Origin of the sequence: Luteimonas aquatica (assembly GCF_022662575.1) — a bacterium.
GTDB classification, from domain to species: domain Bacteria; phylum Pseudomonadota; class Gammaproteobacteria; order Xanthomonadales; family Xanthomonadaceae; genus Luteimonas; species Luteimonas aquatica.
The window spans coordinates 279278-301041 of sequence record NZ_JALBFU010000001.1; the positions used below are offsets into that span (position 1 = coordinate 279278).

At 71.5% G+C, this 21764-nt stretch carries 20 protein-coding genes; 9 read left to right on the plus strand and 11 right to left on the minus strand.

Going from position 1 to position 21764, the window contains the following annotated elements:
- Nucleotides 1-89: 89 nt before the first annotated feature.
- Nucleotides 90-995 carry a protease HtpX gene (gene htpX / locus MD221_RS01345; RefSeq protein WP_242107235.1) on the plus strand — a complete coding sequence of 302 codons (906 nt, stop codon included), beginning with the start codon at nucleotides 90-92 and terminating at the stop codon, nucleotides 993-995.
- A 112-nt stretch (nucleotides 996-1107) separates the two neighbouring features.
- Here htpX and MD221_RS01350 read toward each other — a convergent pair whose 3' ends face one another.
- A complete protein-coding gene (locus MD221_RS01350) occupies nucleotides 1108-3186 on the minus strand; it encodes a GGDEF/EAL domain-containing response regulator (protein WP_242107237.1) in 2079 nt (692 codons plus the stop codon).
- A 101-nt stretch (nucleotides 3187-3287) separates the two neighbouring features.
- Nucleotides 3288-4337 (minus strand): EF-P beta-lysylation protein EpmB, encoded by a 1050-nt coding sequence (gene epmB / locus MD221_RS01355; RefSeq protein ID WP_242107239.1) that lies wholly within the window; start codon nucleotides 4335-4337, stop codon nucleotides 3288-3290.
- A gap of 113 nt (nucleotides 4338-4450) precedes the next feature.
- On the opposite strand from epmB, the gene efp reads away from it, so the two are divergent.
- From efp to folE2, 7 genes are all read left to right on the plus strand, one after another.
- Nucleotides 4451-5017 carry an elongation factor P gene (efp, locus tag MD221_RS01360; RefSeq protein ID WP_242107240.1) on the plus strand — a complete coding sequence of 189 codons (567 nt, stop codon included), beginning with the start codon at nucleotides 4451-4453 and terminating at the stop codon, nucleotides 5015-5017.
- A gap of 4 nt (nucleotides 5018-5021) precedes the next feature.
- A complete protein-coding gene (locus MD221_RS01365; protein WP_242107241.1) occupies nucleotides 5022-5702 on the plus strand; it encodes a TMEM175 family protein in 681 nt (226 codons plus the stop codon).
- On the plus strand, nucleotides 5692-7032 hold the full coding sequence (locus MD221_RS01370) for a TRZ/ATZ family hydrolase (protein WP_425602183.1): 1341 nt from the start codon (nucleotides 5692-5694) through the stop codon (nucleotides 7030-7032). The genes MD221_RS01365 and MD221_RS01370 overlap by 11 nt, the downstream gene beginning before the upstream one ends.
- 93 nt (nucleotides 7033-7125) lie before the next feature.
- The gene (ubiG, locus tag MD221_RS01375) at nucleotides 7126-7845 is read left to right on the plus strand and encodes a bifunctional 2-polyprenyl-6-hydroxyphenol methylase/3-demethylubiquinol 3-O-methyltransferase UbiG (protein ID WP_242107243.1); all 720 of its coding nucleotides are present in this window, start codon (nucleotides 7126-7128) and stop codon (nucleotides 7843-7845) included.
- Between the two features lie 8 nt (nucleotides 7846-7853).
- Nucleotides 7854-8561: a phosphoglycolate phosphatase gene (locus tag MD221_RS01380; RefSeq protein WP_242107245.1), complete on the plus strand. Its 708-nt coding sequence runs from the start codon at nucleotides 7854-7856 to the stop codon at nucleotides 8559-8561.
- Between the two features lie 26 nt (nucleotides 8562-8587).
- A complete protein-coding gene (locus MD221_RS01385) occupies nucleotides 8588-9247 on the plus strand; it encodes a phytoene/squalene synthase family protein (protein ID WP_242107247.1) in 660 nt (219 codons plus the stop codon).
- An 89-nt stretch (nucleotides 9248-9336) separates the two neighbouring features.
- Entirely contained in the window at nucleotides 9337-10263 is a 927-nt protein-coding gene (gene folE2 / locus MD221_RS01390) for a GTP cyclohydrolase FolE2 (protein WP_242107249.1), read from the plus strand.
- Nucleotides 10264-10375: 112 nt separating this feature from the next.
- On the opposite strand, the gene MD221_RS01395 is transcribed toward folE2, so the two are convergent.
- From MD221_RS01395 to yidD, 5 genes are all read right to left on the minus strand, one after another.
- The gene (locus MD221_RS01395) at nucleotides 10376-13597 is read right to left on the minus strand and encodes an autotransporter domain-containing protein (protein WP_242107251.1); all 3222 of its coding nucleotides are present in this window, start codon (nucleotides 13595-13597) and stop codon (nucleotides 10376-10378) included.
- 269 nt (nucleotides 13598-13866) lie between these two features.
- Nucleotides 13867-14142, minus strand: a complete 276-nt coding sequence (locus tag MD221_RS01400; RefSeq protein ID WP_242107253.1) for a hypothetical protein — start codon at nucleotides 14140-14142, stop codon at nucleotides 13867-13869.
- A gap of 98 nt (nucleotides 14143-14240) precedes the next feature.
- Entirely contained in the window at nucleotides 14241-15137 is an 897-nt protein-coding gene (locus MD221_RS01405; RefSeq protein ID WP_242107254.1) for a M23 family metallopeptidase, read from the minus strand.
- Nucleotides 15134-16486: a dihydroorotase gene (locus MD221_RS01410; protein WP_242107255.1), complete on the minus strand. Its 1353-nt coding sequence runs from the start codon at nucleotides 16484-16486 to the stop codon at nucleotides 15134-15136. Before MD221_RS01410 ends, MD221_RS01405 begins: the two co-directional genes overlap by 4 nt.
- A gap of 93 nt (nucleotides 16487-16579) precedes the next feature.
- Nucleotides 16580-16804, minus strand: a complete 225-nt coding sequence (gene yidD, locus MD221_RS01415) for a membrane protein insertion efficiency factor YidD (protein ID WP_242107256.1) — start codon at nucleotides 16802-16804, stop codon at nucleotides 16580-16582.
- Nucleotides 16805-16932: 128 nt separating this feature from the next.
- Between yidD and dksA the strand changes: the two genes are divergently transcribed.
- Entirely contained in the window at nucleotides 16933-17943 is a 1011-nt protein-coding gene (dksA, locus tag MD221_RS01420) for an RNA polymerase-binding protein DksA (protein ID WP_242107257.1), read from the plus strand.
- A gap of 73 nt (nucleotides 17944-18016) precedes the next feature.
- Here dksA and MD221_RS01425 read toward each other — a convergent pair whose 3' ends face one another.
- The 4 genes from MD221_RS01425 to cysS form a co-directional block, all read right to left on the minus strand.
- Nucleotides 18017-18319, minus strand: coding sequence for a hypothetical protein (locus MD221_RS01425; protein ID WP_242107258.1), 303 nt, complete (start codon nucleotides 18317-18319; stop codon nucleotides 18017-18019).
- Between the two features lie 118 nt (nucleotides 18320-18437).
- Nucleotides 18438-19685, minus strand: a complete 1248-nt coding sequence (locus MD221_RS01430; protein WP_242107259.1) for an MFS transporter — start codon at nucleotides 19683-19685, stop codon at nucleotides 18438-18440.
- Nucleotides 19682-20125: a SufE family protein gene (locus MD221_RS01435; protein WP_242107260.1), complete on the minus strand. Its 444-nt coding sequence runs from the start codon at nucleotides 20123-20125 to the stop codon at nucleotides 19682-19684. Before MD221_RS01435 ends, MD221_RS01430 begins: the two co-directional genes overlap by 4 nt.
- Nucleotides 20126-20174: 49 nt before the next feature.
- Nucleotides 20175-21542 (minus strand): cysteine--tRNA ligase, encoded by a 1368-nt coding sequence (gene cysS, locus MD221_RS01440; RefSeq protein WP_242107261.1) that lies wholly within the window; start codon nucleotides 21540-21542, stop codon nucleotides 20175-20177.
- Nucleotides 21543-21764 lie beyond the last annotated feature (222 nt).

Below are 21764 nucleotides of genomic sequence, written 5' to 3' on the forward strand. Positions count from 1 at the left end.
ACGAACAGGGGCCGGAACTTGAATTCAAGCCGCGCCGGCTCCACTAGAACTGAACGATCGCGCCCCACGCGCGACTGGAAACCCGATCGATGTTCAAGCGCATTACGCTCTTCCTTGCCACCAATCTCGCGGTGCTGGCCCTGGTCAGCATCGTCATGGCGATTTTCGGCGTCAATCCCTCCACCAACGCCGGCCTGCTGGTGGTGGCGGCCCTGTTCGGCTTCGGCGGCTCGCTGATCTCGCTGCTGATGTCCAAGTGGGTCGCGCTGCGCACCACCGGCGCCCAGGTGATCGCGCAGCCGCGCAACGAGACCGAGCGCTGGCTGCTCGCCACCGTGCAGCGGCAGGCGCAGGCGGCCGGCATCGGCATGCCGGACGTGGCCGTCTACGACGCGCCGGAGATCAACGCCTTCGCCACCGGCGCCAACCGCAACAAGGCGCTGGTCGCGGTGTCGACCGGCCTGCTGCGCTCGATGAACCAGGACGAGGCCGAGGCCGTGCTCGGCCACGAGGTCAGCCACGTCGCCAACGGCGACATGGTGACCATGGCGCTGCTGCAGGGTGTGCTCAATACCTTCGTGATCGTGCTGGCGCGCGTGGTCGGCCGCGTGGTCGACGGCTACCTCAGCGGCGGCCGCAACAACGGCGGCGGCGGGCTGGCCTACTTCGCGATCGTGTTCGTGCTGGAGATGGTGTTCGGCCTGTTCGCCAGCCTGATCGCGATGTGGTTCTCGCGCCGGCGCGAGTTCCGCGCCGACACCGGCGGCGCGCGCCTGGCCGGGCGCGAGAAGATGATCGCGGCGCTGGAGCGCCTGGCGCTCAACCACGGCCAGAGCACGCTGCCCACGCAGATCCAGGCCTTCGGCATCGCCGGCGGCATCCCGCAGGGCGTCAAGCGCCTGCTGATGAGCCACCCGCCGCTGGAGGAGCGCATCCAGGCGCTGCGCAACGCCAGGCTCGACGAGGGCAGCGTGCGCCAGGGCGTGGTGGCCTGAGCAGGGCCCGGCCCATCGGGCCGGCCATGCCGTGGTTCGAACGAAAAGCCCGCCGGAAGGCGGGCTTTTTCTTGCGGCGGGCCGGCGCGAGGCCGGCCCTCGAAGCCGGCGCCTATTCGAATTCGTAGCTCATCTCCGGCGCCACGCCGGCCAGGAATTCGCCCTGGACGTAATCGACGCCGACCGAGAACAGGAACGACATGCTCGCCGCATCGGCCACGTATTCGGCGATGGTCAGGACCTCGAGCTCCCGCGCACGGGCCACGATCTCGCGCACGCGCTCCTGGTTGTCGGGGTTCTTCGGCAGCTCCTCGGCGAAGCTGCGGTCGATCTTGAGCATGTCCGGGCGCAGATGCGAGAGCAGCTGGAACGAGTCCAGGCCCACGCCGAACTGCTCCAGCACGATGCGCACGCCGAGCCCGTTGGCGGCGGCGGCGAAGTCCTGGGTGGCCTTCAGATGGGTGAAGACCTTGGCCTCGGGCAGCTGCAGCACCAGGCGCTCGCCGGGCACGCCGTGCGCGGCCAGGCGCTCGCCGATGTAGCGCACCATGCTGTCGTCCTCGAGCGAGGACTGGCTGATCTTGACCAGCAGCGTGATCGGCTTGCCGGCGCGGATGCGCTGGCCGATGATCTCGACGGCATGGCCGACCACGTAGCGGTCGATCTCCCAGAGCAGGCCGTTTTCCTCGGCGATCTGCAGGAAGCTCAGCGGCTTGATCAGCTCGCCGTCGCCGGCGTCCATGCGCAGGAAGGTTTCGTAGGTGGCGGTGGTGTCGCCCTGCAGGCCGATCACCGGCTGGTAGTGCAGCACGAAGCGCTCCTGGTCGAGCGCGTCGCGCAGGCGCGTCACCCAGGCCTGCACGTGCTCCTCTTCGGCGCGGTCGGCCGCCGCCGGGTCGAAGATCTCGAAGCAGTTGCCGCCCACGTCCAGCGCGGACTGCACGCCCTGGTTGGCCTTGGCCAGCACCTGGGTGACGCTGGCGATCTTCTCGCCGATCTGCACGCCGCCGATGCTGGCGGTGATCGTGCTCGAGCGCGAGCCGATCGGGAACACGTGCGAGGCGAAGGCCTCGCGCACGCGCTCGGCCAGGGCGGTGGTGGCCTTGTGGTCGGCGTTGGGCAGCAGCACCGCGAGCCGATGCTCGGAGAAGCGCGCGGCCAGCGCGTCGTCGCCGATCATGCTCTGCAGGCGCTCGCCGATCGCCGCCAGCATGTGGTCGGCCGCCTCCAGGCCGATCTCGTGCAGCAGGCGCTGGTAGTGGTCGGGCTCGATCATCAGCAGGCCGTGCTGGGCCTGGCCCTGGGCGGCCTCGGTCACCGCGTCCTCCAGCGCGTGCAGGAAGGTGGGGCGGTTGAGCAGGCCGGTGACCTGGTCGCGCTGGCGCAGCGATTCGATCTCCAGCGCCAGTTCGGCGTCGATCTCCTGGCGGCGGAAGATCACCTGCTGGCAGGGCTCGTTCTCGTAGGTGGCGGGCGAGAACTCCATGATCGCGGCGAAGACGTTGCCGGCGATGTCGCGGGCGTCGAGCTCGTGGCGCGGCGGCGGCGCCTCGCCCTTGGCCAGGCGCTTGAGCAGGCCCTTGAGATCCTCGACGTGCTGCGGTGCCACCAGGTCGAGCAGGGACATGCCCTCGATGTCCTCGAAGCTGTCCAGGCCGAACATTTCCAGGTACGCGCCGTTGGCGCGGATGTGCATGCCCTCGTGGACGTAGGCGATGGGGTCGCGCGAGGATTCGATCAGGGTGTCGCAGCGGCGCTCGCTCTCGCGCACCCGCGCCTCGAGCCTGCGCAGGGTGCGGCGGTCCTCCAGGTCGCGCCATTCGGCGCGCACCACGGTCAGCAGCTGCTGCGGCTTGTGGCGCAGGACGATGTTGCGGGCCCCGGCGGCGTGCGCCTCGAGGAAGCTGGCGTCGTCGATGCCGTCGACGATGGCGATCACCGGGATGTCCTTGCCGCTGGCGACCACGTGCTGCACGGTCTCGGCGAAGGCAATGCCCCTGGCGCGCTGCGCCGCCAGCACCAGGTCGACGCTCTGGGCGCCGATCATGGCCGCCAGTTCCTCGGTCGAGCCCGGGCGCAGCGGCCGCGCCGCGATCCCGGAGTTGCGCAGGCCGCTGACGATGGCTTCGGCGTCCTCGACGCTGTCGTCGACGATCAGCAGGCGCAGGGCTTGGTCCGGGCTCGTCGGCATTGGCACCTCAGGGACGGGAGCTGGCGTTTATGCCATGAGCCGGCGCGGTTCGTCCATCGCGCGGGCGCCGCATCGGCCGATCCGCGCGCCGCATGCAAGGGTTATGCCAGCGGCCGCTTGGAGAGGTCTCCGGCCACTTCGCGGACCAGTCTGGGCACCAGGTATCCCGGCAGGCGCGCGACCAGTTGCGCATGCAGCGCCAGGGCGCGCGCATCGTCGATCTCGAAGTGCGCGGCGCCCTGCACGCGGTCGAGCTGGTGCAGGTAGTAGGGCAGCACGCCCGCGGCGTAGCCGCGCTCGAACAGCGCTTCCAGCGCTTCCGCCGAATCGTTGATCCCGCGCAGCAGCACGGCCTGGTTGAACAGGACGAGCTCGCCGCCGGCCGGCCGCGCCGCGCGCAGGCGCGCGCAGGCGGCATCGACGTCGGCGTCGAACTCGCGGGCGTGGTTGGCATGCAGCACCACGGCCACCGGCCAGGGCAGGGAGCGCAGCCAGTCCGACAGCTCCGCGTCGACGCGCTCGGGCAGTACCACCGGCAGACGGGTATGGATGCGCAGGCGGCGGACGTGCGCGATCCCGGCCAGTTGCGCGGTGAGCTCGGCGAGCTTGCCGGTGGCCAGCGACAGCGGGTCGCCCCCGGAGAGGATCACCTCGCTGATGCCGGGGTCGGCGCGCAGGGCCTGCAGCGCCTGCTCCCAGCCCGCCGCCGCCGCGGTCTCCTCGGCATAGGGGAAGTGGCGGCGGAAGCAATAGCGGCAGTGCACGGCGCAGCTGCCGGTGGCGATGAGCAGGGCGCGGCCGCGGTACTTGCGGATCACCCCGTGCCCGGCGCGGGCGGCGGCATCGCCCACCGCGTCGAAGGCGAAGCCGGGGGCGGGCTGCATTTCGGCGTCGAGCGGCAGCACCTGGCGCAGCAGCGGGTCGTGCGGATCGCCCGGGCGCATGCGCGCGAGGAAGCCGCGCGGCACCCGCAGCGGGAACTGCGCGGCGGCGGCGTCGGAGATGCGCAGGGCGGCGGCCTCCAGCCCGAGCAGGGCCAGCAGCTCGCGCGGGTCGCGCACGGATTCGCGCCAGAGCCGACGCCAGTCCCCGCCACGGCCGCCGTCGTGGGCGCTCGCGGGCTGCGGGGCGGGGGAGGCAGCAGGTATCATGTGCGATCCGTTCGGGGGCCGGGAAGTCGGGTCCCGGGGCGATCCGGAACCTCAAGTCCCCATTTTAGCCGCGGACGCGGCCCAACACGCTCAAATTTTCCGCAGGAGTAAGCATGGCCAGCTATGGCATGAACGACGTCAAGAACGGGATGAAGATCCTCGTCAACAACGAGCCTTGCATCATCACCGACACCGAGTACGTCAAGCCGGGCAAGGGCCAGGCCTTCACCCGCGTCAAGTACCGCTTCATCAAGTCCGGGCGCGTGGTCGAGCTGACCATGAAGGCCACCGACTCGCTGGAAGCGGCCGACGTGGTCGACACCGACATGCAGTTCCTCTATTCCGACGGCGAGTACTGGCACTTCATGCAGCAGGAGACCTTCGAGCAGGTGCAGGCCGACAAGGCCGGCGTGGGCGATGCCGCCAAGTGGCTCAAGGGCGAGGAGCCCTGCGTGGTCACGCTGTGGAACGGCACCCCGATCGCGGTGCAGCCGCCGAACTTCGTCGAGCTGAAGATCGTCGAGACCGACCCCGGCGTGCGCGGCGACACCTCCGGCGGCGGCGGCAAGCCGGCCACCCTGGAAACCGGCGCGGTGGTGCGCGTGCCGCTGTTCGTCGGCCAGGACGAGGTGATCAAGGTCGATACCCGCAGCGGCGAATACGTCAGCCGGGTGAAGTAAGCCGATGCGCGACCTTGGCGTGGTCGAGGACGAGAAGGGCGAGCCGGTCGGACAGGACCGGTTTCCCCACGACCGCGTCGTGTTCTTCAGCGACGCGGTGTTCGCGATCGCGATCACGCTGCTGGCGATCGAGCTGCGCCTGCCCGACGAGGAGCTGATCGAGCGGGTCGGCGCGCAGGCGGCCAACAGCGAGACCGTCTCGCTGTTCATTTCCTACTTCATCAGCTTCCTCGTGACCGGCCTGTTCTGGGCCGGCCACATGCAGACCTGGAAGTACGTCAGGCACGTCAACGGCAAGCTGGTCTGGTCGACGCTGCTGCAGCTGATGTTCGTGGCGCTGATGCCGTTCGCGACGCGCGAATACTCGGCCTCGTTCAGCGGCGACAATTCGGCGCGCTTCGCCTTCTACGCCTTCGTGCTGACCGCGATCTCGTTCTTCTCGCTGCTCACGCGCCGCATCGTGGTGCGCCAGGAGAACCTGCGCGAGAGGCTGGGCGAGGCGCAGGTGCGCTGGCTGCTGTGGCGCGGCGTGGTGCCGCTGGTGCTGTTCGCGCTGTCGATCCCGCTGGCCTTCGTGCTGCCCGTGTGGTCGGCCGGGCTGGTGTTCTTCATGATCTTCCCGCTCTCGGCGATCGCCAAGCGCGCGATCGGGCGGGCGAAACCGGAGACCGACGTTGGTGAATGAAAGCGCCCCAGAATCCTGCGACCTGCTGATCGAGGCCGGCTTCGTCGTTCCGGTCGAGCCGCATGCGGTGGTGCTGGAGGACCATGCCGTCGCGGTGCGCGACGGGACGATCCTCGCCGTGCTGCCCGTCGCCGAGGCGCGCGCGCGCTTCGAGGCTGCCGAGGTGGTGCAGCGCCCGGACGCGGCGCTGATCCCCGGACTGGTCAACGCCCATACCCACAACCCGATGACGCTGCTGCGCGGGGTCGCCGACGACCTGCCGCTGAAGGTCTGGCTGCAGGAACACATCTGGCCGGTGGAAGGCGCGGTGATGGGGCCCGAATTCGTGGCCGACGGCATCTCGCTGGCGATCGCCGAGATGCTGCGCGGCGGCACCACCTGCGTCAACGAGAACTATTTCTTCCCGGACGTGCAGGCCGCCACCTACAAGCGCCACGGCTTCCGCGCCCGCGTCGGCCTGCCGCTGATCGACTTCCCCTCCGGCTGGGCCAGCTCCGACGACGAGTACTTCGACAAGGCCGGCGAGGTCCACGACCAGTGGCGCGGCGATCCGCTGATCGCCACCGCCTTCGCGCCGCACGCGCCGTACACGGTCAACGACGCCAATTTCGAGCGCGTGCGCATGCTCGCCGACCAGCTCGACGTGCCCGTGCACCTGCATCTGCACGAGACCGCGCAGGAGGTCGAGCAGTCCGTCCAGAAGCACGGGCAGCGCCCGATCGCGCGCCTGGACCGCCTGGGCCTGATCAACGACCGCCTGATCGCGGTGCACATGACCCAGCTCACCGAGGCGGAGATCCACCTGTGCGCCGAGCGCGGGGTGAGCGTGGTGCACTGCCCGGAATCCAACCTCAAGCTGGCCTCGGGCTTCTGCCCGGCCTGCGCGTTGCAGCGGGCGGGCATCACCCTGGCCATCGGCACCGACGGCTGCGCCAGCAACAACGACCTGGACCTGATCGGCGAGACCCGCACCGCCGCCTACCTGGCCAAGGCGGTCGCCGGCGACGCCGCCGCCTTCGACGCCTTCACGGCGCTGCGCGCGGCCACCCTGGGCGGCGCCAAGGCGATCGGCTTCGACGCGCTGATCGGTTCGATCGAACCGGGCAAGCAGGCCGACCTGGTCTGCGTCGATCTCTCGCCCCTGGAGACCCAGCCGCTGCACCACGTCGTCTCGCAGCTGATCTACGCCACCGGGCGCCACCAGGTGAGCGATGCCTGGATCGCCGGCAAGGCCAAGCTGCGCGCGCGCGAGCTGGTGGGCATCGACACCGCCGCGCTGCTGGCCAAGACGCGCGAATGGCGCGGCCGCATCGCGGCGGTGCGCGGCTGAGATCGCGGTTCCGCGTCTGCTCGCCATTCCCCGCCTGGCCGGCCGTTCGGCCGTCGAGAGCCGCGGGAACGACGATCTGAGAGAATGATCGACATGACCAGTACCGCATCCTCCTCCCACGACAACTTCCGCCAGGCCGAACTCGACAAGTTCGGCGCCCTGGCCAACCGCTGGTGGGACCCCGACGGTCCGCAGAAGGCGCTGCACGCGCTCAATCCCGCGCGCCTGGGCTACGTCGCCGACCGCGTCGCGCTGCGCGATGCGGCGGTGCTCGACGTCGGCTGCGGCGGCGGCCTGCTCAGCGAAGCCCTGGCCAAGGCCGGCGCGCGCGTGACCGCCATCGACCTGGCGCCCGACCTGGTCAAGATCGCCAGGCTGCACGGCCTGGAATCGGGGGTGAAGGTCGATTACCGCGAGCAGTCGGTGGAAGCGCTGGCGGCGTCGCAGCCGGGCGAGTTCGACGCGATCACCTGCATGGAGATGCTCGAGCACGTGCCGGACCCCGGCGCGATCATCCAGGCCTGCGCCACGCTGCTCAAGCCGGGCGGGCGGCTGTTCGTGTCCACGCTCAACCGCACGCCGGCCGCGTTCGCGCTGGCCATCGTCGGCGCCGAGTACGTGGCGCGGCTGCTGCCCAAGGGCACGCACCAGTATCGCGACTTCATCAAGCCTTCGGAGCTCTCGGCCTGGCTGCGCGCGGCCGGCCTGCAGCTGGAGGACGTGAGCGGGCTGATGTACGAACCCTGGCGCAACGCCGCGCGCGTGATCTCGCGCACCGACATCAACTACCTCGCCTGCGCGGCGAAGCCCTGAGGCGGCGCATGACGATCGCGCAACCCCAGCGGCAGCCGGGCATGCCGCGCTTCCCGCGCGGCGTGCTGTTCGATCTGGACGGCACGCTGCTCGACAGCGCGCCGGACATGCTCGCCACGGCCAATGCCATGCGCGCCGAGCGCGGCGAGGCGGCGATGACGCTGGCGCAGCTGCGCCCGCACGTCTCGCGCGGCTCGCGCGCCATGGTCGGCGCCGCCTTCCCGGCGCTGCAGGCGCAGGCGCGCGATGCGCTGGTGCCGGCGTTCCTGGCGATCTACGAACGCGAACTCGGCCGCCACGGCACCCCGTTCGCCGACATCGAGGCGATGCTGGCACGGATCGAGGCCGACGGCGGACGCTGGGGCATCGTCACCAACAAGCCCGAGTACCTGGCGCGGCAGCTGCTGCCGCTGCTGGGCTGGGAACAACGCTGCGGCGTGCTGATCGGCGGCGACACGCTGCCCGAGCGCAAGCCGCATCCGATGCCGCTGCTGCACGCCGCCGACGCGCTGGGACTGGCGCCGGAGGCGTGCGTGTACGTGGGCGACGACCGCAGCGACATCGAGGCCGCGCGGGCGGCCGGCATGCCGTCGGTGGTGGCGCTGTGGGGCTACCGCCTGCCGGAGGATTCGCCGCGCGAGTGGGGCGGCGACGTCATGGTCGAGACGCCGGGCGAGCTGCTCGATCCGGCGCGGTGGCCGGCGCTCGCCGGCTAGGCGCGCCGGGTCGCGCGCGAGGCGCCATGATGGATCCGCAGGACGACGTCGAAGGCTTCACCGCCAAGTGGCGCGAGCGCTGGCCGGAATGGACGGTGGCCGGCGTCTTCGTGCCCGCGCCCTGGCGCCCGCTCGTGGAGGCCTGGTTCGCGCTGCTGCAGGAATTCACCGATGCCGCCTGGGGCGGGGACGACGCCACTCCCGGACTGGCCAAGCTGGCCTGGTGGAGCGAGGAACTGCGCGGCTGGGCGAAGGGCGCCCGGCGCCATCCGCTGGGCGCGGTGCTGCAGCGCCAGGCGGTGGACTGGACGGCGCTGGCGACGGCCCTGCGCGGCCTGCAGGCCGCGCGCGGACGCGTCCCGCCCGAGGCGGCGGACCTGGCCGCGTTCGCCGAGGCCGTGGCGCGGATCGAGGCGATCCTGTTCGATGGTGCGCTCGACGGCGAAGCCGGGCAGGGGGCCGCCTCGCGCGTGCTCGCCGATGTGCTGGCCGAGCACGCGCTGGCGCATGGCGTGGCGCCGTCGGCCGCTCCGCGACCGCGCCGCGACGCGGGGACGCGGCCGCGGCGCATCCAGTCCGCGCTGCTGTCCGCGCGCCTGGCCCGGCTCGCGGCCGGCCGGCCGGTGGGCGCGCTACGGCCCTGGCGCAGCCTGTGGCTGGCCTGGGGCGCGGCGCGGGCGGGCTGAACGCCGGCAACGCAGCGTTCCGGAAGCGCCGATGGCGCCCCGGTACAATGGCCACATTCTTCCGGCTCCCCCGCTACGATTCTCCCGTCGTGACCGTACCCCCCGTCAAACAGCTTCCGGACGTCGCCGGCGACGCCGCCTACGCCGCGCGCGCCCTGGATTGGGTGGGCATGCAGCGCATCGCGCTGCCGCTGCGCATCCCCGGCGCGAACGGCGAGCCCATGCTGGTCGGCGCCTCGGCCGACATCTTCGTCGACCTGCGCGATCCCGCCGCGCGCGGCATCCACATGTCGCGCCTGTACCTGCGCCTGCAGGACGCGCTCAACGCCGAGGCGATCACGCCGGCCGGCCTGCGCCGCGTGCTGCAGGACTGCATCGATTCGCAGGGCGGCCTGTCCTCGGGCGCGCGCCTGGTGCTGCGCTACGAGCAGCTGCTCAAGCGCAAGGCGCTGTCCAGCGATCACGCCGGCTGGAAGGCCTATCCGGTGGAAATCGACGCCACGCTGCGCGAGGGCCACCTGGCGCTGTCGCTGGCGTTCTCGGTCGAGTATTCCAGCACCTGTCCGGCGTCGGCGGCGCTGTCGCGGCAATTGAACGCCGAGCGCTTCGCCGAGGACTTCTCCGCCGCGCATCCGCTGTCCACCGGCGTGGTGCGCGACTGGCTGGCGTCCGAGCGCGGACTGGCGGCCACGCCGCACGCGCAGCGCAGCCGCGCCGAGCTGCGCCTGGCGCTGCGCCCGGCCTTCGACCGCCTGTCGATCGAGCACCTCGTGGACGCGATCGAGGCCGCGCTCGGCACGCCGGTGCAGACCGCGGTCAAGCGCGAGGACGAGCAGGCCTTCGCGCGCCTGAACGCCGAGAACCTGATGTTCTGCGAGGACGCCGCGCGCCGCGTCGCCGCCGTGCTCGCGCGCGATTCCCACATCGAGCGCTTCGACGTGACCGTGGCGCACTTCGAGAGCCTGCACGCGCACGACGCGGTGGCGCGGGTGTCGGGGACGGGACCGGCCGGCTGACCGGTCGGCGGCCGCTGCGGATTCGCTTCGAATCCGTGTTGGCGCCTGAAATTTCCGCGCACGAAAAGAGAGGGCGGCTTGCGCCGCCCTCCCGGGTCACCATGTCCCGTGCTCAGAACTGCACGGAGAAGCGCGCGTTGGCGCCGTGGTCGTGGCCGTCGTCGCCGAACTGGCCGCTGTAGCCCACTTCCAGGAGGCTGTTGCGGCTCAGCCGCGCGCCCACGCCGAGCTCGGCGATGGTCGCCTTGCGGGCGATCGGCGCGCCTTCGACGCCGAACACGGCGCCGTCGGCGAAGGCGACTTCCGCGCGCGGCGTGCGGTCGCCGTTGGCGCGGCGATAGCCCAGCCCGCCGCGCAGGCTCAGCCAGCTCTGCTCCTGGCCGGTGCCCCTGAGGTTGACGTTGAAGCGCAGGCCGGCGGTGCCCAGGTCGACCTTGCCGTCCTCGGCGCGGCCGCGCAGCGCCGCCGGTCCGCCGTCCTCGCGGAAGCCGTCGCTGTCGGTGCGCAGCTGCGCGTACTGCAGGTAGGGCTCGAACTCCCAGGCGCCGGCCGCGAAGCGGTAGCCGCCTTCCAGGAAGGCCTGGCGGGTCTTGGCGTCGTAGTCGGCGCGGGTGCGGTCGCTGAAGCCCTCGAAGGCGATGCCGCGCTCGATCTCGACGTCGTGCCAGGCGTAGGTGACGCCGGCGCGCAGGCCGAAACCGCCCCAGGACTGGCCGCCGTACAGGCCGAGCCTGCGCGTATCGACCTCGCCCTTGGCGCCGCGCGCCTTGCCGTCGAGGTCGTTGCGCCCGGCGCCGCCCAGCGCGCCGATGCGCCAGCCGTTCTCGAACTGGTAGTCGACGCCGACCAGCGTGCTGTTGCCGCTGTAGTCCAGCTTGGCGGCGTTGCCGTCGCCGGCGACGTGGCCGCCGTGGCGCTGCACGTCGACCCAGGCGCCGAAGCGGCTGTCCTCGTCGCGCTGCGCGGTGAAGGCGTCGTGGCCGTTGCGCGCGCGTTCCAGCGCGGTGTCGCGCACGTGGCGGTCGTCCTCGATCAGCGCCGACTGCACGCTGGCGTGGATCTCGCCGCTCAGCCGGTCCAGCGCATCGACGGCCTGGGCCGGGAACAGCTGCACCAGCGGCTGCAGGATCGGATTGGCGTCGGCGAGGGAATCGACGCCGGCGCCGGCGGCGCGCTGGTTGCGCGTGGTGCCGGCCGAGGCCAGCGACTGGCCGCGCGAGACGTCGATGCTGACGTCGTTGCCCGCATACACCAGTTGCAGCTTCAGGAACGGCGAGAACTGCGAGGCGTCGAGGCCCGCGAACTGGCCGTCCACGCCGCCCGCGGCCGACAGGATGGTGTAGCTGCCGCCCAGCCGGTACTGCCCCGGCGTGCGGATCGCGCGCACCGTGCCGCCCTGCAGGCTGGCCGCGCCGCTGACCTGGAGCAGGTCGGCGGCGCCGTCGGCGCCGAGTTCGGCGTCGTAGAACGATCCGGTCTGCTGGAGATAGCTGCCGTTCACGGCGAGCGTGCCGATCGAATTGCCGGGCGCGATGGTGCCGGCGACCACGGTGTCGCCGAGGGTGCCGGTGCCGCCGAGCCTGCCGCCGGCCGCGACGGTGGTGAGGCCGCCGCTGATCGTGCCCTGGATCTGCGCGCTGCCGCCGTTGACGGTGAGCGCGGTGTCGCGCAGGCCGCCGTTGAGCACGAAGAAGCCGCCGTCCACGCGCACGTCGGCCGCCAGCGCGTTGTCGCCGTCGAGCTCGAGCACGCCGTCCTTCACGGTGGCGCCGGCGAAGCTGTTGTCGCCCGACAGGCGCAGCCAGCCGGCGCCGGACTTGGTCAGCCGGCCGGGGCCGCCGATGTCGTTCTTCCAGTCGTCCCAGGCCAGGCCTTCCCAGACCTTGGCGCCGCCGGCGCGCTGGTTCATGACGACGTCGGTATCGACGCGGAACTGCCCGGGGCCGTCGATGGCCTTCTGCAAATTGATCAGCCCCCAGCCGTAGACCTCGTCCACGCCGGCATCGCCCATGTCGGTGGCGGTGGTCAGCAGCACGTCGCGGATCTGCGGGTTGTCCAGGTAGGGGAAGCGCTCCATCAGCAGCGCCAGCGCGCCGGTGACGTGCGGGGCCGCCATCGAGGTGCCGGTCATGTCGCCGTAGCCGTGCTCGCGCTGCTCGTCGGTGATCTCCAGGCCGACGAAATTGCCGTCGGCATCGCGCACCACGTTGCCGTCGATCTGGCCGCCGACCACGGTGGAGGTGATGTCGGTGCCCGGCGCGGTCACGCACCAGTCCTTGCTCTGGCCGCAGATCGCCGAGCTGTCGTCCAGCACGCCGTCCTTGTTCATGTTGACCACGCTCAGCCAGTACTTCTCCAGCTCCGGCACGTAGCGCGGCAGGCTGGCGTAGATGCCGGCGATCGGCTGGTCGTTGCCCGCGGCGAACACCTGCAGCGTGCCGTTCTTCAGCGACGGATCGACGTAGGTCTTGAAGTATTCGGCGGCGCCTTCGGAGGCGTACAGCGCGTCCATGTCCTCGACGGTCTGCGGCTCCTGCGACAGGCCCCAGCTGTGGTTGATGGCGCGCACGCCGGCGGCCTGCATCTGCGCGTACATGCTGGCGACGGCCTCGGGGCTCGGGCCGATCGCGTAGGACTCGCCGCCCTCGAAGCCGAGCAGGTTGTTGAGGTCGCCGTAGCTGTTGGAGAACAGGCGCGCGGTGGCGATGTCGGCGCCGAAGGCCACGCCGTGGCTGCCGCTGCCGTCGCGGTTGGCGGCCATGGTGCCGGCCACGTGCGTGCCGTGGGTGTTGTACTGGAAGCCGGCGATCGACTCCAGGTACTCGGGCACCCAGTCGTAGAGGTAGCCGATCTCGACCAGGTACTTGACGAATTCGCGGTCGGCGTCGGTGTAGTGGAAATACTCCACGCCCGGCTGGTCGCCGTCGGACATGAAGCAGGCGCTGTCGGTCAGGCCGACGCTGTTGGTGCAGGCGCTGCCGTCGTCGAGGATGTCGGCGATGCGGAAGCTGCGGTTGTCCTTGCCGGCGAAATCCGGGTGCGAGAGGTCGCTGCCGCTGTCGAACACGCCCACGCGCACGCCCTTGCCGCTGAGACCGCGCGCATAGGCGTATTCGGCGCCGATCGCGCCCAGCCCCCAGTCGGCCTTGAACTCGTCGCTGCGCCAGCTGGCGGCATCGCCGCTCTTGCCGGCTTCGGTGTAGCTCTGCGCCTGCGCCGCCGGAACGGCGGCGCCGAGCAGCAGCGCGCCGAGAATGGCGGTGGACAGCGTGGTACGCGCCTGCGTGCCCCGGCGCGAGATGGACGCGCGCCGGTTCCCTGATCGATGAAGCATTCCGTGTACTCCTAGAGAATTCAGAACGAACGGGGCGGTGCGGCCTGCGCCGGCGCCCCATTCCTATAACGTGAAGAACGCGTGATGCCCTACCAGGAAGGCGGGAATGCGCCGCTTTCGGCCGATGCGGTCGCGAATGCGGACACGGCGGCGCGCGAGCGCGCGTCAGGCGCGGCAGGGAGCGGGGACGGATGAAAGAGGGCCGAGAGGCGCGGAGCGCTCCGCCTGCGATGTTGTGGCGCGCGGTCTCGTCGGCCGCCTGCCGAACGTCAGGGAGCGGCGGCGCCGGTCACGTCGATGCGCAGCGACAGCGGCGTCATGTGCGGGCGCCGCACGCGGATCGTGTGCGCGCCCGAGGCGTCCGCCGGGATCGCCAGCCGGAAACGGCCGTCCGCGGCCACCGTCTGGCGCAGGCCGAAGGCTTCGATCGTGCTGCCGGCGGGCGCGCGCCCCTCCACGGTGCCGCCCGCCGCCGCGGACGCCGGCAGGAACACGCGGCTGTTCGGCACCTGGAAGCCGGGAGAACTGTGCGGCGGCTTGCGCATGCGGGCGTCCTGGGAGGGAAGCGTGGGCGGCGTCGCGGCATGGCAGGCGGCGCATGCCAGGGCCAGCGTCGCGACCGCAGCGCCTCGCCGGCGCGGCATCACGGCGAACTCGCGCCGACCGGTGCGTTGCCGGCGGCGCGTTCGAGCACCAGCAGCGGATCGATGCGCACGTCGAACCAGTTCATGCCCCAGTGCAGGTGCGGGCCGGTGGCGCGGCCGGTCGCGCCCACGGCGGCGACGGTCTGTCCCTGCTGCACGCGGTCGCCGAGCTTCACGTCGATGCGCGACAGGTGCAGGAAATTGCTGCTGACGCCATGGCCATGGTCGATGAGCAGGGTGCCGCCGGTGAGATACAGATCCGGCGCGGCGAAGGTCACCACGCCCGCGGCCGGTGCCTTCACCGGCGTGCCCGCCGGCGCGGCGATGTCCATGCCCGAATGGCCGGCGCCCGGCTGGCCGTTGTACACGCGCGCATTGCCGAAGCGTCCGCTGATGCGGCCGCGCACCGGCCACTGGAAGGGCTGCGCGAAATCGCCGCGGTCGTCGTCGCGCTGGCGCGCGGCCACCACCAGTGCCTGTTCGCGTTCGATGCGCCGGACGATCTCGGGCGGGGGATTGACGGTCCTGGGCGGCACGCCGTCGACGCGTTCCAGCGGCCAGTCGCGCGGCGTGACCGCGATCGACACCGCATCGGTGCCGCCGTCCGGGCGCCGCACCTGCAGTGCCAGCGGCCCCTTCTCGTCGCGCCCGACGCCGAACACCACCGTGCCGTAGGGCGTGGGCCGCAGCTCGCGGCCGGCGTAGCGCACCGTACTGCCGACCGGCACCTTGCCCAGCACCAGCGCACCCTGCGACACCGAAGCCGGGAAGACGATGCGCTGCTCGTGCGCCTGCGCGGAAGCGCCGGTGGCCGCCGGCTGCTGCGCGCCGGCGAGACCGGCGCAGGCCGCGAGCAGCGGCGCGAGGACGCGCTGCCTCCAGGCGAGGTGCCTCAACGCGCGAACTCCAGGCGCCGGCCGCCGGGCTCGCCGAGCAGGCGCGCGCCGTCCCAGGCCAGCGCGCCGTTGACCCAGGTCGAGGCGACGCGCGAGCGGAAGCTCGTGCCCTCGAACGGCGACCAGCCGCACTTGGAGAGCACGTCGGCGCGCCGCACGGTGAAGGGCGTGTCGTCCACCAGCACCAGATCGGCGAAATAGCCTTCGCGCAGGTAGCCGCGTTCCTTCACGTCGAACAGCTGCGCCGGCGCGTGCGCGAACTTCTGCACCACCTGCGCCGTGGTCAGGCGGCCCTCGTGCACCAGCTCCAGCGCCGCGACCAGGGCGTACTGCACCAGCGGCAGGCCGCTGGGCGCGCGCACGTAGGGCTGCGCCTTTTCCTCCAGCGTGTGCGGGGCATGGTCGGTGGCGAGCACGTCGATCGTGTCCGTGGCCAGGGCGCGGATCAGCGCCTCGCGGTCCTCGGCGTCCTTGATCGCCGGATTGCACTTGATCAGGTGGCCCAGGCGCGCGTAGTCGGCGCGGTCGAAGCGCAGGAAGTGGATGCAGGTCTCGGCGGTGATGCGCTTGCGCACGCCGTTGCCGTCCACCAGCGGACCCGGCGTGAACAGCGCCAGCTCGTCGGCGGTGGAGATGTGCAGCACGTGCAGGCGCGTGCCGTGCCGGCGCGCGAGCGAGAGCGCGAGCTGCGTCGACTTCATGCAGGCCTCGCGCGAGCGGATGTCCGGATGCTTGTCGGCCGGGATGTCGTCGCCGTACTCGGCGCGGTACTTCGCCAGCTCGGCGTCGATCATCGGCGTGTCTTCGCAGTGGGTGATGATCGGCGTCGGCGCCTCGCGGAAGATCGCGTCCAGCGTGTCGGAATTGTCGACCAGCATGTTGCCGGTGGAGGCGCCCATGAACACCTTGATGCCGGGCGCGGCCAGCGGATCGAGGCTGCGGATGTCGTCGAGGTTGTCGTTGCTGGCGCCGAAGTAGAAGCCGTAGTTGGCGCGGGCGCGGCCGGCGGCGCGCCGGTACTTGTCCTCCAGCGCGGCGGCGTTGAGCGTCGGCGGACTGGTGTTGGGCATGTCCATGAAGCTGGTCAGGCCGCCGGCTACCGCCGCGGCCGACTCGGTGGCCATGTCGGCCTTGTATTCCATGCCCGGTTCGCGGAAATGCACCTGGTCGTCGATCATCCCGGGCAGCAGGCGCCGGCCGCCGGCGTCGATCACCGTCTCGCCCTCGCGGGCGGCCAGGCCGGGACCGATGGCCTCGATGCGGTCGCCGGCGATGCGCAGGTCGCCGTCGGATTCGCGACCGTCGCTGACGAGCCGGGCGTTGACGATCAGGGTGGTATTGGACGGCATGGAGGATTCCTGGAGGTGGGGGTCGCGGCGGAAGGATCGCGCCGTCCATGGCGGTGCACGGCGCGGCGGCATGCCCGCCAGGCCGCGCGGCGGCTAGGGCGGCGGAGGCGGGACCGGGTCGTGGCCGCCCGGGTGCAGCGGATGGCAGCGGCCGATGCGGCGGACCGCCAGCCAGCCGCCGCGCCAGGCGCCGAACCGGCCGATGGCTTCCATGGCGTATTCCGAGCAGCTGGGCACGAAACGGCAGCGCTGGCCGAGCAGGGGGCTCAGCCAGCGTTTATAGCCGCGCAGCAGGAGAATAAGGAGGCGGTCGATCACGGCGTATGAATGGGGGCTGCGGCAGACTGCCGCGGTTGCCGCTGTCAACGGAGAAGGGTATAACAGCGCGCTTTCCCATCCAAGGGAACCCATTCCCGCCCGGGAATATCAGGAAGGACCGCATCAAAGTGGCAGTGAAGAAACCCGCGAAGAAGGCCGCCAAGGCCGTCAAGAAGCCCTCCAAGCCCGCCGCCAAGAAGGCCGCCCCCGCCAAGAAGCCCGCTTCCAAGCCGGCCGCCAAGAAACCTGCGGCCAAGAAGCCCGCTCCGAAGAAGGTCGCGGCCAAGAAGCCCGCCCCGAAAAAGGCGGCGCCGGCCGCCAAGAAGGCCCCGGCCAAGCCGGTCAAGAAGGCCGCGCCGTCCAAGCCCGCGGCCAAGGCCAAGCAGGCCGCCGTCAAGCCGGTGGTGAAGAAGGCGCCCGCGGCGCCGGTCGCCGCGCCCAAGCCGGCGGTCGAGAAGAAGCAGCCCGCGCCCGCCAGCCGCCCCGCCGCGGAGAAGGTCGAGAAGAAGCCGGCCCCGGCCAAGGCGGCCGCGCCTGCCAAGTCCTCGGCGCCTGCCAAGTCTTCGGCGCCGGCCAACGGCAGCGCCGCCAAGCCGGCCGCCGGCAGGTCGCCCTTCGCGCCGCGCCCGCTGGGCAAGGTGGCGGTGGCGGTCGCGGCCAAGCCCGCGTCTCCGGCGCCGAAGGTCAAGGTCAAGGTGGTGCCGTACAAGGTCGACCAGGCCAGCGGCCGCCCGCTCGTCCCCGAGGGCTACAGGCCCAGCGTGGACGAGGAATACATGAGCCCGCTGCAGGTCGAGTACTTCCGCCAGCGCCTGCTGCAGTGGCGCGCCGACCTGGTCGAGGAATCCAAGCAGACCATCGAGAACCTCAAGGACGAAGTGCGCGACGTCGGCGACGAGGCCGAGCGCGCCACCCGCGAGACCGAGAACTCGCTGGAACTGCGCACCCGCGACCGCTACCGCAAGCTCATCGGCAAGATCGACAGCACGCTCAAGCGCCTGGACGCCGGCGAGTACGGCTACAGCGTGGATTCGGGCGAGGAGATCGGCCTGGAGCGCCTGGAGGCGCGCCTGACCGCCGAGCGCACCATCGACGAGCAGGAACGCTGGGAACACCTGCAGAAGCAGATCGGCGACTGAGGCCGGCAGAGCCGCGCCGGAACGAAAAAGCCCCGCATCGCGGGGCTTTTTCTTTGCCGTCACCGGCCGCGCGTCACCACCAGCAGTTCTCGTAGCAGCGCTGGTAGCCCTCTTCGCAGTTCTCCCGGCCGATCTGCGGGCACTCTTCCTGCCAGTATTCCTTGCACAGGCGGAAGCAGGCCTCGTACGGCGTTTCCTGGCCGTCGAACGACAGCGGGCGTCGTGCCGGCGCCTTGCCCTCGAGCACGGCGGACAGCTGCGCGAGGTCCGCGGAGGGGGCCTCGTTTTGGCTGGTCGCCGGCGTGGTGGCCGGGGCCGGGGCCGAGGCGGCGGCCAGCGCGAGCGCGCAGGCGGCGGCGCGGATGCTTTTCAACATGGGGCTCTCCTTTCGAGGTTGCGTCTCGGGGTTGCGTGGGGCCGCGATCCCCCTGTCGATGCGGCGCCGCGAGTATGTCCGGCGCGATGCGACGCCGCCGTGACGCGGCCGGCGGCCGCTATTGCAGTTCGCGCAGATCCAGCCGCCGCAGCCGCGGCGCGCGCCAGGCGGTGACGCCGACCACGCCGAGGGTGACGCAGCCGCCCACGATCACCGCCGGCACCAGGCCGATCAGGCGCGCCATCACGCCGTCGTAGAACGCGCCCAGCTCGTTGGAGGAGCCGATGAAGATGCCGTTGATCGAGGACACCCGCCCGCGCATGTCGTCGGGCGTGACCAGCTGCATGATGGTCGAGCGCATCACCACCGAGACGCCGTCGCACATGCCGTAGGCCACCAGGATCGCCGCCGACAGCCAGAAGTGGCGCGAGAGCGCGAAGGCGATGGTGCACAGGCCGAAGCAGGCCACGGCGACCAGCAGCACGCGGCCGGCATGTTTCTGCAGCGGATGCCGCGCCAGCCACAGCGCGACCAGGATCGATCCCAGCGCCGGCGCGCCGCGCAGGATGCCCAGGCCTTCCGGGCCGTGGTGCAGGATGTCGTGGATGAAGGCCGGCAGCATCGAGACCGCGCCGCCCAGCAGCACCGAGAACATGTCCAGCGCCATCGCGCCGAGCATGATCTGGTTGCCGAACACGAAGCGCAGGCCCTCGCCGATGCTGGCGAAGATCGGCGCGCGCTGCAGCAGCTGCGGCGGCTCGGTGACGCGCATCGAGGCCAGCGCGGCGACGGCCAGCAGCGCGATGCCGGCGCCGGTGCCGTAGGCCGCGGCCTTGCCGGCCCAGCCCACCAGCGCGCCGCCCAGCGCCGGGCCGATCACCAGGCCGGCCTGGAAGACCACGCTGCCGAGGCTGGCGCCGCGCGTGAACTGCTCGCGCGGCAGCACGCGCGCGAACAGCGCGTTGTAGACCGGTCCGAGGAAGGCGCGCACCATGCCGGTGAGCGCGATCGCCGCATAGATCGGCCAGACGCCGGCGATCGGCAGCAGGCCCGCGGTCAGCGCCATCAGCAGCAGCGGGGTGAGCACCAGGCCCAGGCAGGCGGCCATGCCGAGCTTGCGGCGCGGCAGGTGGTCGACCAGGTAGCCGGCGAACGGCGCCACGCAGAAATACGGCAGCACCTCCGCCAGGCCGATCAGGCCCAGCGCGAAGGGCTGGCGGGTGACCTCGTAGACGTGCCAGCCGACGGTCACCGCGACGATCTGGTAGGACAGCATCGTGCAGATGCGGTACACCATCAGCGACACGAAGCCGCGGTTGCGCAGGGGCGAGGACTCCGCCAGGACGGCGGGCGCCCCGGAACTCATGACGCGCGCTGCGCCGTTTCGCGGATGTAGGCCAGCAGCGCGGCCAGCCCGTTGCTGCGCGTGGGCGAGAGGTGCCTGGCCAGGCCGACGTCGGCGATGTAGTCGGGCGAGGTGTCGAGGATCTCGCGCGCGCTGCGCCCGGAGTAGACGCGCAGCGCCAGGAAGATCAGGCCGGAGACGATCGCCGAATCGCTGACCGCGGCGAAGTCCAGCCGGTTCGCGTCGCCGGATGGCACGATCCAGACCATCGACTGGCAGCCGTGCAGGCGGTGCTCCTCGGTCTTCCACTGTTCGGGGAAGGCGGGCAGCTTGCGCCCGAGGTCGATCAGGTACTGGTAGCGCTCGGACCAGTCGCCGAAGAAGGAGAACTCGTCCTGGATCGCGGCCTGCGCCTGGGCGGCGGTCGGCTCGAGCGGGAAGGGGGATGCGGCGGGGGTCATCGAGGCCAGATGGGGGCGGGGAGGTCGGGGGGCAATCGGGTCGCGGGCGCTAGGCGCGCTTCCAGCGCACGCCTTGCGGCGTGTCCTCCAATTGGATGCCCTCGGCGGCCAGCTGCTCGCGGATGGCGTCGGCGCGGGCGAAGTCGCGGTGCTTCTTGGCCGCCGCGCGCTCGTCGATCAATCCCTGGATGCGGGCGTCGTCGTCGCCCGAGACGCCGCGTCCGAACCAGTCCGCCGGCGCCTGCTGCAGCAGGCCGAGCGCGAGCCCGCCGCCGAGCAGATGCGCCTTCAGGCGGCGCCTGTCCTCGATCCGCTCGGTCTTGCGCGCGTCCGCGGCGATCGCGGCGATCTCCGCCAGCGCCTGCGGCGTGTTGAGGTCGTCTTCCAGCGCCGCCTCGACCGCCGCGGGGATCTCCGCCGCGGCCTCGACGTCGGCCAGGTCGCGCAGGGTGCCGTAGAGGCGGTCGAGCGTGCGCACGCTCTGCTCGATCAGCCCCTCCGACCAGTCCAGCGGCTGGCGGTAGTGCGCCGAGAGCAGGGCGTAGCGCAGCGCCTCGGGCGGATGCGCGCGCACCAGGTCGTGCACCTTCTCGATGTTGCCCAGCGACTTGGACATCTTCGCGCCGGCGAAGTTGAGCATGCCGTTGTGCAGCCAGAAGCGCGCGAACGCCTTGCCGCCGTGCGCGCATTCGCTTTGCGCGATCTCGTTCTCGTGATGCGGGAACTGCAGGTCCACGCCGCCGGCATGGATGTCGATGGTCTCCCCCAGGTGCGCCGCGGCCATCGCCGAGCATTCGATGTGCCAGCCCGGGCGGCCGCGCCCCCAGGGCGAGTCCCAGCCGGGCAGGTCGTCGCTGGAGGGCTTCCAGAGCACGAAATCGCCGGGACCGCGCTTGTAGGGCGCCACCTCGATGCGGGCGCCGGCCAGCATGTCGTCGGGATCGCGGCGGGAAAGCTTGCCGTAGCCGCCGAAGGTGTCGACGGCGAACAGCACGTGGCCCTCGGCGGCGTAGGCATGGCCGCCGGCGATCAGCGTTTCGATCATGGCCACGATCTGGCCGACGTGGCGGGTGGCCTCCGGCTCGATGTCCGGCGGGGCGACGCCGAGCGCGGCCATGTCCTCGCGGTAGGCGGCGGCGAAGCGGTCGGTGATGGCGCCGATCGGCACGCCCTGGGCGGCGGCGGCGGCGTTGATCTTGTCGTCGATGTCGGTGATGTTGCGCGCGTATTTCAGGGCGCCGTGCTGCCGGCGCAGCAATGCGGCCAGGACCCCGAAGACCACCGGGCCGCGGGCGTTGCCGATGTGCACGTAGTTGTAGACCGTGGGGCCGCAGACGTACATCGTCGGGCAGGCCGGATCCAGGGGCGTGAAGGCTTCGACCTGGCGGGTCAGGGTGTTGAAAAGGCGCAGGCTCATCGTCGGGACAGGCGGGTGGGGAAGCGCGGGCTGGCGGAGATCTTCCCGGCGGGCGCGGCGCCGGCGCCCTGGCGCGTGCCCCGGGCCGCGCACGCGCGCAGGCCGGGAAGGGCGATCCGCGGCCTTGGGTGTCGCGCCATGGAAGGCAGCTCGGTGTCGAGAAGGAGTCCGGGATTCTAAGGCATGACAGCCGAGATTCAGCCCCTGTCGCAAACGAGCACC

Coding starts and splice junctions, on each gene's coding strand:
- htpX (WP_242107235.1), top strand. CDS start 90: ATGTTCAAGCGCATTACGCTCTTCCTTGCCACCAATCTCGCGGTGCTG.
- MD221_RS01350 (WP_242107237.1), bottom strand. CDS start 3,186: ATGCCGACGAGCCCGGACCAAGCCCTGCGCCTGCTGATCGTCGACGAC.
- epmB (WP_242107239.1), bottom strand. CDS start 4,337: ATGATACCTGCTGCCTCCCCCGCCCCGCAGCCCGCGAGCGCCCACGAC.
- efp (WP_242107240.1), top strand. CDS start 4,451: ATGGCCAGCTATGGCATGAACGACGTCAAGAACGGGATGAAGATCCTC.
- MD221_RS01365 (WP_242107241.1), top strand. CDS start 5,022: ATGCGCGACCTTGGCGTGGTCGAGGACGAGAAGGGCGAGCCGGTCGGA.
- ubiG (WP_242107243.1), top strand. CDS start 7,126: ATGACCAGTACCGCATCCTCCTCCCACGACAACTTCCGCCAGGCCGAA.
- MD221_RS01380 (WP_242107245.1), top strand. CDS start 7,854: ATGACGATCGCGCAACCCCAGCGGCAGCCGGGCATGCCGCGCTTCCCG.
- MD221_RS01385 (WP_242107247.1), top strand. CDS start 8,588: ATGATGGATCCGCAGGACGACGTCGAAGGCTTCACCGCCAAGTGGCGC.
- MD221_RS01395 (WP_242107251.1), bottom strand. CDS start 13,597: ATGCTTCATCGATCAGGGAACCGGCGCGCGTCCATCTCGCGCCGGGGC.
- MD221_RS01400 (WP_242107253.1), bottom strand. CDS start 14,142: ATGCGCAAGCCGCCGCACAGTTCTCCCGGCTTCCAGGTGCCGAACAGC.
- MD221_RS01410 (WP_242107255.1), bottom strand. CDS start 16,486: ATGCCGTCCAATACCACCCTGATCGTCAACGCCCGGCTCGTCAGCGAC.
- MD221_RS01425 (WP_242107258.1), bottom strand. CDS start 18,319: ATGTTGAAAAGCATCCGCGCCGCCGCCTGCGCGCTCGCGCTGGCCGCC.
- MD221_RS01430 (WP_242107259.1), bottom strand. CDS start 19,685: ATGAGTTCCGGGGCGCCCGCCGTCCTGGCGGAGTCCTCGCCCCTGCGC.
- MD221_RS01435 (WP_242107260.1), bottom strand. CDS start 20,125: ATGACCCCCGCCGCATCCCCCTTCCCGCTCGAGCCGACCGCCGCCCAG.
- cysS (WP_242107261.1), bottom strand. CDS start 21,542: ATGAGCCTGCGCCTTTTCAACACCCTGACCCGCCAGGTCGAAGCCTTC.